Annotated in this window: 11 protein-coding genes and 1 rRNA gene; 5 read left to right on the top strand and 7 right to left on the bottom strand. The window is 41.7% G+C overall.

Features of this window, described 5'->3' with window-relative positions; all coding sequences use genetic code 11:
* Both BWD47_RS12310 and BWD47_RS12305 read right to left on the bottom strand, forming a co-directional pair.
* Nucleotides 1-147: ribosomal RNA gene (locus tag BWD47_RS12310) — 16S ribosomal RNA — on the bottom strand; the annotation flags it as partial.
* 637 nt (nucleotides 148-784) lie between these two features.
* Nucleotides 785-1,642: a tetratricopeptide repeat protein gene (locus BWD47_RS12305; RefSeq protein WP_075594062.1), complete on the bottom strand. Its 858-nt coding sequence runs from the start codon at nucleotides 1,640-1,642 to the stop codon at nucleotides 785-787.
* 83 nt (nucleotides 1,643-1,725) lie between these two features.
* Here BWD47_RS12305 and BWD47_RS12300 point away from each other — a divergent pair, with 83 nt between their 5' ends.
* Nucleotides 1,726-3,036 carry a M20 family metallopeptidase gene (locus BWD47_RS12300; protein ID WP_074988898.1) on the top strand — a complete coding sequence of 437 codons (1,311 nt, stop codon included), beginning with the start codon at nucleotides 1,726-1,728 and terminating at the stop codon, nucleotides 3,034-3,036.
* A gap of 11 nt (nucleotides 3,037-3,047) precedes the next feature.
* Here BWD47_RS12300 and BWD47_RS12295 read toward each other — a convergent pair whose 3' ends face one another.
* The 4 genes from BWD47_RS12295 to pomA form a co-directional block, all read right to left on the bottom strand.
* Nucleotides 3,048-4,958, bottom strand: coding sequence for a DNA topoisomerase III (locus tag BWD47_RS12295; protein ID WP_075594061.1), 1,911 nt, complete (start codon nucleotides 4,956-4,958; stop codon nucleotides 3,048-3,050).
* Nucleotides 4,959-5,024: 66 nt separating this feature from the next.
* Complete coding sequence (locus BWD47_RS12290; protein ID WP_036966353.1) at nucleotides 5,025-5,501, bottom strand: hypothetical protein; 477 nt, start codon at nucleotides 5,499-5,501, stop codon at nucleotides 5,025-5,027.
* Between the two features lie 129 nt (nucleotides 5,502-5,630).
* Nucleotides 5,631-6,554 (bottom strand): flagellar motor protein MotB, encoded by a 924-nt coding sequence (locus tag BWD47_RS12285; RefSeq protein WP_036966350.1) that lies wholly within the window; start codon nucleotides 6,552-6,554, stop codon nucleotides 5,631-5,633.
* 2 nt (nucleotides 6,555-6,556) lie between these two features.
* A complete protein-coding gene (gene pomA / locus BWD47_RS12280) occupies nucleotides 6,557-7,324 on the bottom strand; it encodes a flagellar motor protein PomA (RefSeq protein ID WP_036966347.1) in 768 nt (255 codons plus the stop codon).
* A gap of 271 nt (nucleotides 7,325-7,595) precedes the next feature.
* On the opposite strand from pomA, the gene BWD47_RS12275 reads away from it, so the two are divergent.
* From BWD47_RS12275 to BWD47_RS12260, 4 genes are all read left to right on the top strand, one after another.
* Nucleotides 7,596-7,838, top strand: coding sequence for an exodeoxyribonuclease VII small subunit (locus BWD47_RS12275; protein ID WP_036966344.1), 243 nt, complete (start codon nucleotides 7,596-7,598; stop codon nucleotides 7,836-7,838).
* A gap of 4 nt (nucleotides 7,839-7,842) precedes the next feature.
* Nucleotides 7,843-8,730: a (2E,6E)-farnesyl diphosphate synthase gene (gene ispA / locus BWD47_RS12270; RefSeq protein WP_036966342.1), complete on the top strand. Its 888-nt coding sequence runs from the start codon at nucleotides 7,843-7,845 to the stop codon at nucleotides 8,728-8,730.
* 88 nt (nucleotides 8,731-8,818) lie between these two features.
* Nucleotides 8,819-10,681 (top strand): 1-deoxy-D-xylulose-5-phosphate synthase, encoded by a 1,863-nt coding sequence (gene dxs, locus BWD47_RS12265; protein WP_065979736.1) that lies wholly within the window; start codon nucleotides 8,819-8,821, stop codon nucleotides 10,679-10,681.
* 234 nt (nucleotides 10,682-10,915) lie between these two features.
* Nucleotides 10,916-13,096, top strand: a complete 2,181-nt coding sequence (locus tag BWD47_RS12260; RefSeq protein WP_075594060.1) for a hypothetical protein — start codon at nucleotides 10,916-10,918, stop codon at nucleotides 13,094-13,096.
* A 76-nt stretch (nucleotides 13,097-13,172) separates the two neighbouring features.
* Here the strand turns inward: BWD47_RS12260 and BWD47_RS12255 are convergent, their stop codons facing one another.
* Entirely contained in the window at nucleotides 13,173-14,285 is a 1,113-nt protein-coding gene (locus tag BWD47_RS12255; protein ID WP_075594059.1) for a hypothetical protein, read from the bottom strand.
* Nucleotides 14,286-14,312: the final 27 nt, after the last annotated feature.

Raw genomic sequence — 14,312 nt, 5'->3', positions numbered from 1 at the left:
CCCCACCATAAGGTACATTCCCAAGCATTACTCACCCGTCCGCCGCTCGTCAGCAGAGTAGCAAGCTACTCTCTGTTACCGCTCGACTTGCATGTGTTAGGCCTGCCGCCAGCGTTCAATCTGAGCCATGATCAAACTCTTCAATTAAAAGTTTTTTCTGTCCTYCCCATAAGGGAGCGGACATGCTCAATGAATTCTGAATTTATTTAACATCTTTCGATGTTGAATTGACTGTGCTGAAATAAGTAAACTTATTTCCGTTGGTCACTCAGTTTAAATTGAGACTCTAAATTTGTTTGTCTTACTACCTAAGTAGCTCGACTGTTAGAACTCAATCTGTACGAGTGCCCACACAGATGATTGCTTTATATTGTTAAAGAACGTTTCGAGTTGCTTTCGCGTCTCAAGGGATGCGTATAATACATCCTTAATTTTTCGAGTCAACACTTAATTTCAAACTTTCTTTCGAAGACTTAAAACCGAAGTTTTACTTAACTCTCTGCTACGTTGTTCAGCGTCTTTCGTTGCTGCCCGCCGTGTCAGTGGATGCGCATTATAGGGAGATGGATTTTTTACGCAAGCACTTTTTTGCAGAAAACTACTAAAAACTTACCTTTCGCGCAAAAAACAAGCTAAAGGCAGTAAAAAACACAGTTTACTGTACAAAATACAGCCAACTTTTCTCGAGAGGATCTTAAGTATTATCGAAATTAGGTAATAAGCAAGTTTTAAAAATAAAAAAAGCGCCCTTATTTAAATGACGCTTTCTTTCATTTTCTAAATATTAATACAAGATACTATAGAGTTTACGACGATACTTTGAAGCTAACGCATCACCATCTGGTAATGAAGCAATAATTTCTAGGTATGTTGGTTTTGCATCTGCAAAGTTTAGATCTTTCTTAAGTACATTAAACAATAACTCTAATGCTTCTTCTTTGCGCCCTGCTCCATTAAATGCATTACTTAATTCCAGCTTTATTTCTAAATCGTTCGGGTACTTTTCTACTTTTACTTGTAACGCTTTTATCTCTGGTGAGTCTGTTGCTGCCAATGCCTGCTCACATTTAGCTTTAATGTTTGTAAAATAAGCATCGCGCTCGCTTTCATCAACTGAATCTAATAAAGCTTGCGCATCATCTAATTTATGAATTTGAATACAAATATCCGCGAGCACTAATTTTACGCGCGTATGACTTGGGTCTAGCTCATACGCTTTCTTGGCATAATTAAAAGCATTGTTTAGATCTTGATTAATTAAGGCTTGTTTAGCTTGTTCAAGTAATAACTCATGTTGTGCAGGTAAATGCTTTGCAAGTGCATCACGAATTTGCTGCTCAGACTGTGCGCCTGGCAACATATCAACAGGAGCAGCATCTTTTAGCAATACTAATGTAGGCAAAGCTTGCAAGCCAATTTGTTGTGCCAATTGCGACGCCAGCGCTTGCTCCACATCACAGTCTAGTGTTGCTACTAATAAATGCTCACCATATTCGCTGGCTATTTTCTCTAAAATTGCAGCTTGCTGATGACATTCTGGGTTTTGTGCAGAATAAAAACTAAGTAGCACTAGTTTTTCTGAAGATGTTTCACCCAATGCTTGCTGCAGATTCTGCGGTGTAAGATTTATCATATTGTTCATGTGATCGATTGCACTATATATTCATTTAGGTTTTTATATGGTGACGAACATAACAATTACAAGCCCACTCAGTCGAGGTCATTATGAAATTATCGCGCATATGTGCTGCATTAGTACTCCTTAGTCCACTTGCTCACGCCGCATCATTGGATTTAAATCTAACGCAATCAATGCCAAATATCGAAAAGCTTTATTTAGATTTACATCAAACACCCGAATTGTCTTATCACGAAAAGCAAACAGGTCAAAAACTAGCAAAAGAACTTAAAAAGCTTGGTTTTACTGTGACTGATAATGTGGGTGGTTACGGGGTTGTAGGCCTTTATAAAAATGGTGAAGGCCCAACTATCATGATCCGCACAGATACTGACGGATTACCTATTGTTGAACAAACGGGAAAGCCTTACGCTTCTAAAGTCACTGTGAAAAATGACAGCGGTGCGACTGTTGGTGTGATGCATGGTTGTGGCCATGATATCCATATGAGCTCTTTTATTGGGACCGCAGAGCAATTAATATCTCACAAAGATCAATGGCAAGGCACGCTAATGATGGTAGCACAGCCCGCTGAAGAAGTTGGTGGCGGTGCAAAAGCCATGCTAAAAGAAGGACTTTTCTCTCAATATCCGACCCCAGATCATGTCATTGCGCTGCATGTTAGTGCGAGCGTCCCTGCGGGGAAAGTGAGTATGAAAAATGAATATACCATGGCCAGTGTTGACTCTGTAGATATCACTGTAAAAGGCAAAGGGGGCCATGGTGCTTACCCACATACAACAATTGACCCCGTTGTTATCGCTTCGCGCATTGTTTTAGCATTACAAACAATAACCAGTCGCGAGCTTTCTCCATTAGAACCCTCGGTCATTACTGTTGGCTCTATTCATGGTGGTTCTAAACATAATGTCATTTCTGATGAAGTGAAACTGCAATTAACACTTCGCAGCTATAATCCCGAAGTACGTTTGCAGCAAATTGCGGCGATTAAACGAATTAGTAAAGGTATTGCACTGAGTGCTGGTTTGGATGAAAGCTTAATCCCAGAGGTATACGTTCATGAAGATGAGTCTATTCCATCAACTTATAATAACCCCGCACAAACAAATGTTGTACGTAATGCGATTTCCAGTGCACTTGGTGAAGAAAATGTACTTGATGCAGATGCAGTAATGGCAGGTGAAGATTTTGGTTTGTATGGCCGTACAGAGCACCATGTCCCTATCACGCTATTTTGGTTAGGGGGTGTCGAACCTAACCAGTACAATGATGCAATAAAATCGGGTAGCACTTTACCTTCACTGCACTCGAGTAAATTTGCGCCAGATTATAAAAAAGCCCTACCCACAGGAATAACTGCGATGAGCAACGCCGCTGTCGCATTATTCAATCAATAACTGTTTTAAGGCTAAGCTGGCTTAGCCTTAGATTTTGCTTTTCTTTTAAAACGCCGCTTAGGTGGCGTTTTTGGTAGTTGCGCGAATACCTGGCTATCGCAGTGTTTGGCTTGTTCAACAAGTTGCTGCAATTCATCAAGTAGCGGTGTTAAAAATTGCTTATAACTCATTTGCTGTTCAGCAATGTTACTCAAAGAAGCTTCCCACTTCGCTGTTAAATCAGGACTCGCTAACGCAAGAGGTAAGGCACTTATAAGCGCTTGCCCTGTTTCTGTAGCAATAATACTTTTACCTTGGCGTTTTAGAAAACGTCGTTTAAAGAGTAACTCAATAATGCCCGCTCGCGTGGCCTCTGTTCCAAGTCCATCAGTTTCTTTCAGTATTTTTTTGATTTCTGAATCTTTTACATAACGACTAATGCCCGTCATAGCACTTAATAGAGTGGCGTCTGTGAAATGCGCGGGCGGTGACGTCATTTTGTCAACGAGCTGGGCTTCGTAACAATGCAGTTGCTGGCCTTTCTCTAATGGGGGAAGTGTTTGTTCGTCCTTTAATTCTGTTTTACCCATTAATGCTTTAAAGCCCAGACTAACATCTTGCTTAGCTGTTGTTTTAAAAAGCCCGCCCGCAATCATCACACTCACTTTGGTTTCATTAAAAATATAATCTGGATAAAACTGAGCTAAATATTGGCGACAAATAAGTCTATAAACCTTTTGCTCATCGGCATTTAAGGCTGCAGTACGTAATTGTTTAACTGTTGGCACTATCGCATGATGCGCAGCGACCTTGCTATCATTAAAACATTTACTTCGCTTACTGCTATCAGCTTTATTGCATGCTTCATTAGGTTGTCCATTATTATGCGCAATTGCAGCAATAATGCCCGCAGCCTCACGGTGATGATCTTTTGGTAAGTAACGATTATCTGAACGAGGATAAGTAATTAATTTATGGCGCTCGTATAAATTTTGGCAGATATCGAGCACACTTTGTGCTGGCATCGAAAACGCTTTTGCTGCATCTATTTGTAAAGCGGATAAGTTATAAGGCAAAGGTGCTTGTTGTTTTTTTTGCTTTTGCTCAAGTTCTGATACCGTTGCAGGCTGGTCAGTTATTCGCGATACAACATTTTCTGCAAGTCCTCGGTGCAACACGCGACCTTCGTCATCTTGATACGGCTCACACGCTTTACTCGGTTGCCACTTAGCTGTAAATGTTTGCTGGTTTTGGGTTTTTAGATGGGCCAATACTTCATAAAAAGGCTTGGCTGTAAAATTAGCAATTTCATTATCACGGTTGACGACTAAACCTAAAATAGGCGTTTGCACACGGCCAACAGATAACACATTACCAAATCCAGCTTTTTGACCGGCTAATGTATAAGCACGAGTCAAATTCATGCCAAATAACCAATCAGCGCGTGAACGAGCCAAAGCTGAGACACTTAATGGAATAAACTCGCGATTAGACCGCAAATTATTGAGTGCTTTTTTTACTGCATTTAAGTTTAAATCGCTGATTAGTAAACGTTGTATTTGCTGTTTTTTTGCTTGGCTAAGTTTAACTTGATCGATCACTTGATCGACAAGTAATTGCCCTTCGCGGTCAGGATCACCTGCGTGTACAATCTGAGTAGCCTGTTTGATTAACTTTTTTAAAACGGTAAGTTGTTTGCGCGTTTTTGGTTTTGGCTTTAGTTGCCATTGCTCTGGCACGATAGGTAAATGTTCAAAACGCCATTTTTTAAAGCGTTCATCGTACTCATCAGGTTCCGCTTGCTCAAGTAAATGACCTATACACCATGAAACACAATCACCATTGGCAAGTTCAATAAAACCATCCTGCTTTTTTTGAGGTTTTGGCAGCGCATCTGCTATAGCGCGTGCTAAAGAAGGTTTTTCGGCAATGTAAAGTTTCATAAAGCAACACTAGATACTGTTTATATGAACAGTAGTCTAGCATAGGGTTTTTAACTTAGGAATAAGTTAAGCGTGCTTTGCTCGCCGTGTTAGTAAGTAAATCAGTGGTAAATAACACACAATAACAGTAGCAATATTAATGAGAGGCAGCAGCGTCTTATACATATATGTGCTGTACGATAAGTCCCAAAGATGGCGATCGACTAAACGAAAGAGTTGTAAAATAGGGGCCATAATAACAACAAGTTGACCCAACACACTCTGCCACAAATAAACTTTATCTTTGATCCCTAAATACGCAATTACAGCCATCCAAGCAATATCATTGAAAGCCCACACTACATAGCGCCAGACATAAATATCATCAAAACCACGTAAATGGTCATGAATCAACGTGCCGTATAAAAAGAAGCAGGCTGTGATTAGTGCAAACCGAAAGGCAAACCAGTCTTTTTGTAGATAGAAAACGAAAATAGCTGGGCTCAACATGAATACCCAGCTATTATTTAATATTGATATGATGGAGCCAAACCAATCAGGCAAAATTACCTACCTTAATCAGTTTTATCATCATCATCACCACTACCATTACCTGGCATGTAGCAGTACTTATCTATTTTTTTCATTTGTATACTCCATTACATCTGTTAACGAAGTTTTACTGTAATGGATTTATGGTCTCACATCAATAGGGTCTGACTCGTGCGCTTTACCCTGCATTATAGAGATCTCGACGCGTCGATTACGTCGGCGATCTTCATCGGTCACATTGGGAACAAGCGGCCGTGTTTCAGCATGCCCGACAACCACCATACGCGACTTATCAAAGCCGGAGGCTTTTTCCATTTCACTGGCAACCGCCACCGCTCTTTTCGAAGATAAATCCCAGTTATTGGTGTATAGCTCATTAGAAACCTGAAAATCATCGGTATGGCCAGACACCGTAATTTCACCAGGTACGTCTTTAAGTAAGGTCGCTATATCACGAATGATAGGTTTAAATTTAGGCTGTAAAAATGCGCTGCCCGATGGGAACGAGCCATTTTCACGAATACGGATAATAATTTGCTGACCAAGCGACTCAAGCTCAATCGCCCCATCCATAATCTGTTGCTCTAATTGCTGAGCAATTTTTTTCACAAGCTCATTAGTTTGCTCTTGATCAGCCGCTGAAATTGACTGCTCCATCGCTTGCTCTTGCGCTGTACTTTGCGATTCACCACCGCGCTTGTTACCTCGTTGCTCTTGGCGACCACCAGCAGAGCTTTCATCACCCGCTTGAAACTCTAACATTTGCTGAGTCATTTCAACGGTTTGTTGTTGAATCGTTTCAATCGGCGTGGGCTCAGGTTTACCTGGCGTGAACTCCATTGCAATCACCGAGGTTCCTTTGGGAATATCTTTTACTTCAATCTTATTTTGCACACCAAAAGCAAACTTCATCGAGCCTGCTATTTGCTTAAACTTAAGTACATCCATTTCAGAGAAAGCAAGTAAGAGTACAAAGAAGCACATTAATAACGACATTAAGTCAGCAAATGTGCCCATCCAAGCTGGCAGGCCAGGGGGCGGACATTTGCACTCTTGATCAGACATGCCTACTCCTCAGTATCTACTTTACGTTTAGATTCGGCTAAATAGTTTTTCAAAATCCCTTCAATTACTTTCGGGTTTTGACCATCTTGTATGCCTAAAACCGCATCCAAAATGAGGCGCTGGTTTAGTGCTTCTTCGTCTTTACGAAGCTCAAGCTTTACCTGAATAGGAATAGCAATAACATTCGCTAAAAATGCACCGTATAAGGTGGTAAGTAGGGCCACCGCCATAGCAGGACCAATCGCTTTAGGGTCATCCATGTTTGATAACATCGCAACCAACCCTATCAGCGTACCAATCATACCCATTGCCGGGGCGATATCAGCAAGCGATTTAAATAAAGTGGCACCATGTTCATGACGTGCAGATGTCAAAGAAATATCTTTTTGTAGCGTAGCCCTCACAACATCGGCATCATGACCATCAACCAGCATATCAACCCCTTTTCGCATGAACGCATTGGGGATATCAGCCTCTTCAAGCGCGAGAAAGCCACCTTTACGTGCAGAGTCAGCTAGTTCAACTGCTTTTTCAATTAACTCTTCTGGAGATTCAATTTTGAACATGAAGGCTTTAGCTGCAACCTTCCCTATCCCCAAAAACTGTCCCATGGTGAAGTTTGATAACACAATAAAAATCGAGCCACCGAATACAATGACCACCGAAGGTGTGTTGTAAAACATTGCAACTTGGCCGTCACTACTTAACACCATCGACATAGCAATTAAGCCTATGGCACCAAGAATACCTATTATGGTTGCTAAATCCACATACCCCTCCAGAGGAAAATAACACGACACCCTCAGGCATCAAATTTTTATTATTAACTGCTTATCGGCAAGCAATTGAATTACTTAAATCATTAAATGAATTAATTTTATTTTAATGTAAGATTTTTAAGCTACAAGTTTAAGCTGTATCTAAAAGCGTAAAAATAGCATATCGAAATCGCTTTATGCGTAAAAAAACACATCATTCTTTGACCTAGTTTAGCATTCCCCCTAAAATTGGCCTCACTTTCTAATAGCTATCGAGGCCACAATGGCGGCAAAGAAACCAGAAAACTTAAGCTTTGAAGAAGCGCTGGATGAATTATCTCAAATAGTTGTGCAAATGGAGCAAGGTGAACTGTCTTTAGAACAGTCACTTAAACAGTTTGAACGTGGTATTGCACTGGCAAATGCCTCATCGGGTAAATTACAGCAAGCAGAACAAAAAGTGGCCATTTTAATGGGCAACGATAGCCAAGCTCCTCTGAGCAACTTTGATTCAAACCTGGACTAATTCAGTGCAATTAAAAGAACAACTACAACGTGCTCAACACGATGTTGAAGCCATGTTAAATCGCTATTTTGATCAGCCACTTAATACCGAACAAACAATTAAAGACGCAACCCATTATGGTGTTTTAAATGGGGGGAAGCGTTTACGGCCGTACCTTGTTTACGCAACCGGTCGTATGATGGGAGCAAACAAAGCCGATTTAGATGTACTTGCAGCAGCCATTGAGTGTATCCATAGTTACTCACTTGTACACGATGATTTGCCGGCAATGGACGATGATGATTTACGCCGAGGCCGACCAACTTGCCACATTGTTTATGGCGAAGCACAGGCAATTTTAGCCGGCGATGCACTGCAAACGCTTGCATTTGATTTAATTGCTAATCATCAATTTACGGTGCCAGCGACACAACAGGTTAAAATGATAGCCTCATTAAGCAAAGCCTCAGGTATTGAAGGTATGGTTGGGGGACAAGCACTGGATATTGTCTCTACCGATCAAGTGATCAGTGTTGAGCAATTGGAACGTATCCACCAACTGAAAACCGGGGCGCTTTTAAATTGTGCAATTACACTGGGAGCTTTGTGCGCGACTCACTGTGATCAGCATACATTGCAGCAACTAAATCTATTTGGTCAAGCGATAGGTCTGGCTTTTCAGGTACAAGACGATATCCTAGACGTTGAAGCTGATACTGAAACATTAGGAAAGCCTCAAGGGTCAGATATTGCGGCTAATAAAGCAACCTACCCTGCTTTATTAGGCATGGCAGGTGCTAAACAAAAAGCGCAAGATTTACTTGCCCAAGCTCATCAGGCTCTTGAGGCAATAGATTACGACACAAATGAGTTGGCAAGCCTTGCCAGCTATATAGTTGAACGTAAATATTAGTGCCTACAAAAGAAAGACAAAATAACTAAAAAATCAGAGCCGCTATGGGCTATAATGCACTCTGGTTAGCGAAGGATGTATAAAAAACATGACACTTGATAGTAGCAAGTATCCATTATTAAGTTTGGTTGACGAACCAGCACAACTGCGTGATTTAGCGCAAGACAAATTACCTGCGTTTAGTAAAGAGTTACGTGAATACCTCTTGAACTCAGTTTCGCAAAGTAGTGGTCATTTAGCATCAGGATTAGGCACTGTTGAGTTAACTGTTGCGCTGCATTATGTCTATAACACCCCTGAAGATCGTTTAGTATGGGATGTGGGTCACCAAGCATACCCACACAAAATCTTAACGGGTCGTCGTGACCAAATGCATACGATTCGTCAAAAGGATGGCTTACACCCTTTCCCATTCCGTGAAGAAAGTAAATACGATACATTCAGTGTAGGTCACTCTAGCACCTCTATTTCTGCAGCCCTAGGCATGGCAATTGCGGCAGAAAAAGAAGGTAAAGATCGAAAAACAGTTGCCGTAATTGGTGATGGTGCCATTACTGCGGGTATGGCATTTGAAGCGATGAACCACATGGGTGATGTAAACCCAAATGTGCTTATTATCTTAAATGATAACGAAATGTCGATTTCAGAAAACGTGGGCGCATTAAACAACCACTTCGCTCGCATTTTATCAGGTAGTTTCTATACCAATATCCGAGAAGGCAGTAAAAAGCTACTTTCGGGTTTACCGCCCGTAAAAGAACTTGCCAGCCGAATGGAAGAGCACTTGAAAGGCATGGTCATTCCAGGCACTTTCTTTGAAGAGTTAGGTTTAAACTATATCGGCCCAATAGATGGCCACGACGTGAATATGTTGGTCGATACTCTGCGTAATATGCGTAACCTTAAAGGGCCGCAATTACTGCATATAAAAACGCAAAAAGGCAAAGGTTATAAACCTGCTGAAGCGGATCCTATTGGCTACCATGGGGTACCAAAATTTGACCCTAGCATGTCAAAATTGCCTAAATCAAAACCGGGCGCAGCCACATTCTCGAACGTGTTTGGTGATTGGCTTTGTGACATGGCAAAACAAGACGACAAACTCATGGCAATTACTCCTGCAATGCGAGAAGGCTCGGGCATGGTACGCTTTTCAAAAGAGTTTCCTAACCAGTACTTCGATGTTGCCATTGCAGAACAACACGCCGTGACACTCGCTGCAGGTTTTGCGTGCGAAGGCTTAAAGCCTGTCGTTGCTATTTACTCTAGTTTCTTACAACGTGCCTATGACCAACTAATTCATGATGTTGCACTGCAAAACCTCCCTGTTTTATTTGCCATTGACCGTGCAGGTATTGTTGGCGCCGACGGTGAAACACACCAAGGAGCTTACGATTTAAGCTTTATGCGCTGTATACCAAACATGATCATCATGGCACCGAGTGACACCAATGAATGCCGCCAAATGCTTTATACTGGCTATCAATGTAATCAACCAGTTGCGGTACGTTATCCGCGCGGTAGCGCTGGCCATTGTGAAGTGCAAGCACAGATGCATGCAATTGAACTTGGTAAAGCCCGTACAATAAAACAAGGAAACAAGGTGGCCATATTATCATTTGGAACCTTGTTAGATAATGCACAGCTTGCCGCAGAAGCATTAAATGCAACTCTGCTTGATATGCGCTTTATTAAGCCACTCGATACACAGGCAATTAGCGACTTACTAAGCGAGCACGATGTGATTGTAACTCTCGAGGACAACGCGATTGCTGGCGGTGCAGGTTCTGCAGTTAATGAATACCTTGCTACCATTAAAGCCAATGCATCTATCTTGAATTTGGGTATCCCTGATGAGTTTATAAAGCACGGTACGCAGGAAGAAATGCATGCCGAAATGGGCCTAGATGCAAACGGTATTTTAGCCAGCATTAAAGCCTTTATTGCTTAACTTACACAATCAGTTCAAATAAAAAGGAGCATAATGCTCCTTTTTTTAATTTTAAAATCAATAATATAAAAACAAACACTAAAAAAGTTATTTTTTCCTGCATCCAATCTCCCTCCTTCCCCGTTTACTCAATGAGGTTAACTCGTGAGCAAGGGTTATGCTTTTGAAAGCGGTTCTGAGCACTACACGTTGTCTGTTCACTTTTTGATGGATTATTAAATAAGGTATGAACAAATGAAAGCGTTTAAAAATGATGAAATAGCACTACATACTCACACAGATTCAACACTAACAAAATTTACTCTTTGTGCATTAACACTAGCCGTGTTACTCGGCGTAAGTGGATGTAGTGGTGACGACGGTAAAGACGGTGCGATGGGTGCTCAGGGTGTTGCAGGTCAAGATGGTGCTGACGGAGCCAATGGCGTTGACGGTCAAGATGGTACAAATGGCACTGATGGTTCAGACGGTATGGATGGTAACGATGGTGCACCCGGTTTTGCAGCTGCCACCTTTATTCTCGCTAATAATGGCCAAGAAAATGCGGGGACAGTCAATGTTATCAATCAAAATGCCGCTAAGCTTTCAAGTTTTAACACTGGGGCAAATGAAGGTGTCGTATTCGACAGTTTAGGTAACCTTGTACAAGCAGCCGATTCGGGCAATGGGGCAATCAGCACAGTGTGTCAGATTCTCAGCCGAGGTGATGGCGGGATGTATAACAGTGACGTTGATAGAATGATATCAGGTACAAACAGCACCTTAGTCAACCCCAAAGGCATCACTATTTCAAACAAGCACGGGCTAATTTTTGCTGCTGACTTTAATGGTATGCAAGTAACGGTGTTCGGTAAAGAAGCCGCAGGAGATGTTGCACCACTGGCCAGCACAGTGACAGACGCAAAACCGTGGGATTTAACCTACGATGAAATTAACGACCGATTATACGTTGCACTCACTAATGGTGATGTGGCCGTATATGATAACTATGTGATGGGCGGCTTTGCAGCTACACCCGCGCGGACAATTACCCCTAGCGATGAAACCGGCGCCAAAATATCAGTGAACCTTCATGGCATCTCGCTTGAATCACATACTAATAAATTAGTGCTCTCTGATGTAGGAAGTGCATCTGATGCAACCGACGGTGCACTCTTTGTTATTTCAAATGCATCACAGGCTGATGGCATGGTCACAGTTGACCGCCATATCGCAGGCCCAATGTCTATGCTTGGCAATCCGGTTGATATTAGTCTGACAGGCAGTGATTTACGTGTTGCCGAAAAATCAAATGATGCCGTACTCGTGTTTAGCAATATTTTCGCTGGTGACAGCGGTGATATTGCTCCTGACTTAGTGACAGCAACCACAAAGCCTGAATCAATCACACCTACAGTCATGCACAATGGTATGCAAGATAGCTCTGACAGTGTCATGATTAACATGCCATTATTGGGCGTTGCTGTCAGTAGCAACCCAGCTGTACTAGGCGCTACAACCGGTCAAATTAGCCGCATTAATGCCCCCTTGACTGCAGAGCTTGCCAGCTATAATGCAAGTCAAACCATTGAAAGTGTCGCCTTCGACAAATCAGGGACAAGCTATGCCACGTACGATAATGCAACGACATCAATAGGCGGTCTCGTTGTCTCGAACAAAGTAGCAACCCATCGTGATGGCGACACATTTACAACCAGCCAAGACAGGCTAATCACTGGAGCAAATACAGGTATCATTTCACCTAAAGGTATCGATGTGGCCTCTGATAATGGCATGGTATTTGTGGCTGAATTTAATGCCACAACCCCTGGTATTTTAATCTTTTCGAGCTGTGCAACGGGCAATGTTAGCCCACTCATGACTTTAACAGCCAACGGCGGTGCTCGCCCATGGGATGTTGATTATGACCCTGCAACAGACAAAGCATTTGTTGCCCTGACTAATGGCACAGTTGCAGTATTTGACGAAGTGAAAAGCAAATTAATGGCAGGCATGACAACCATCACTGGAGAAGACCGTTTGATCACACCAGCATCCGGCGGTACGGCGTTTGCAGCGCCAACTAACCTTCATGGTATTGATTATGATCCTCTAAGTGATTCATTGATAGTGTCAGATGTAGGCAGTGCAGCCGATGCTACCGACGGTAAAATTTACGTGTTAAATAACGCATCAAAAGCAAGCGGCTTAACCAATGTAAGCGTCAACATTGCAGGGCCAGCTAGTCAGCTTGGTAACCCCGTTGATATTATGTATACAGGCAACCATTTATATGTCGCTGAAAAGTCGAATGGTTTGGTAATGCGCTTCGATAATATTTTAAATAGCCCAAGTGGTGATATTGCCGCGACTGTGAGTTACTCATTCACGGCACCAGAGTCAGTGGCTATTTTACCGGCTTGGCTTAACCATTAAAACTAAAAAGGGGGCTTAGGTAACAAGCGCCCTGGTTAGCCTCACAATGCCTTCTCTAGTAATAGACAAGGCATTTTTAATTACACATTGACCTAGGAACACGGAATACTATAGTGTCACCAGTTCCATATTGCTGAAAAAAGATTGTGCATGTTCTACCGCTTCCAGCACCGTTAATTACAGTATTTGTAGCCCCATCTGAACCATTAAAACCTAAAACATCTCCATTTGAATTAGTGAACATGCCTGTTTCATTCAATTCTGCTAACTTATCTAGAGTACATTCATTGTCAATTACTGAAGGTCCTGCATCATGCCCTTTTAGAGCTGAAAGAGTCATGCCTGCAACTCTCGATGCTTCATCAATAATAGTGTAACGGGCACGTGGCGCGCCATTAGAATCATGAAGGTAGATTTCATAATCAAAAACTAAACCATCTTTGAACGAACTTTCTTTTTCGCTTTGTTCAAACTCCCAAATTAGGGAAGGCTTTTTCGTTTCATCAGTGTATTGTACGGTGAAATTTACACCCATTAGGTTAACTCCAACACTAGTGGAGCTGACTCGCCCTGAATTGTTAATACGATCTAAGACGTCTGCGCTTGGAGAACTTTCTAAGTTAAACATTAGAGATAAATTCATCAACTCTTTGAGCTGATTTATTTTATTCGGCTCGACTATGATGGATAAAGCTGAATTATCTGGGCAAGATGCCGATGAAGATGTACGCGTAGCCTTTGCATTAAAAGTCATTAAATACTGAGAGTTAATTGCTTTATAATTTTGAATATTGCTTACTGCATAATTAAGCGCAGCATTGTAATCAACAACAGCTTGGTAGCCTTCAATTTGATTCTGGCTCAGTGTCATGTCTAATGCTAGGGTAGGAAAAATTGGAGCAACGTTACTGTGCCCTAATAAAAAACTATAAACAGCTTTCGTGTCAGGGTTAACTAAAACCACATTTTTCTGAACAGAGCTACAAATCATATTAGCATCGTTCATTGGACGGTTAGGATCTTCTGGGTAACACTTCTTAGGGTTTACGTACTCATTTTTTGCTATTGTTCTAGCAATGTCTTTACTTGTACATTGCTTGCAAAAAAAAGCCTCAGATTGAATATCTGCTACACCACTAAACGAATAAAGACACAAAAGGGAAATTAAAATTACTTTCATTGTTTTCATATTTCATTCCTTTTAAATACAACTCCA

Origin of the sequence: Pseudoalteromonas sp. PAB 2.2 (genome assembly GCF_001938575.1) — a bacterium.
Taxonomy (GTDB): Bacteria; Pseudomonadota; Gammaproteobacteria; order Enterobacterales; family Alteromonadaceae; genus Pseudoalteromonas; species Pseudoalteromonas lipolytica.
Note: the sequence above shows the minus strand (reverse complement) of the source record. Positions and strands in the feature narration are given on the sequence as shown.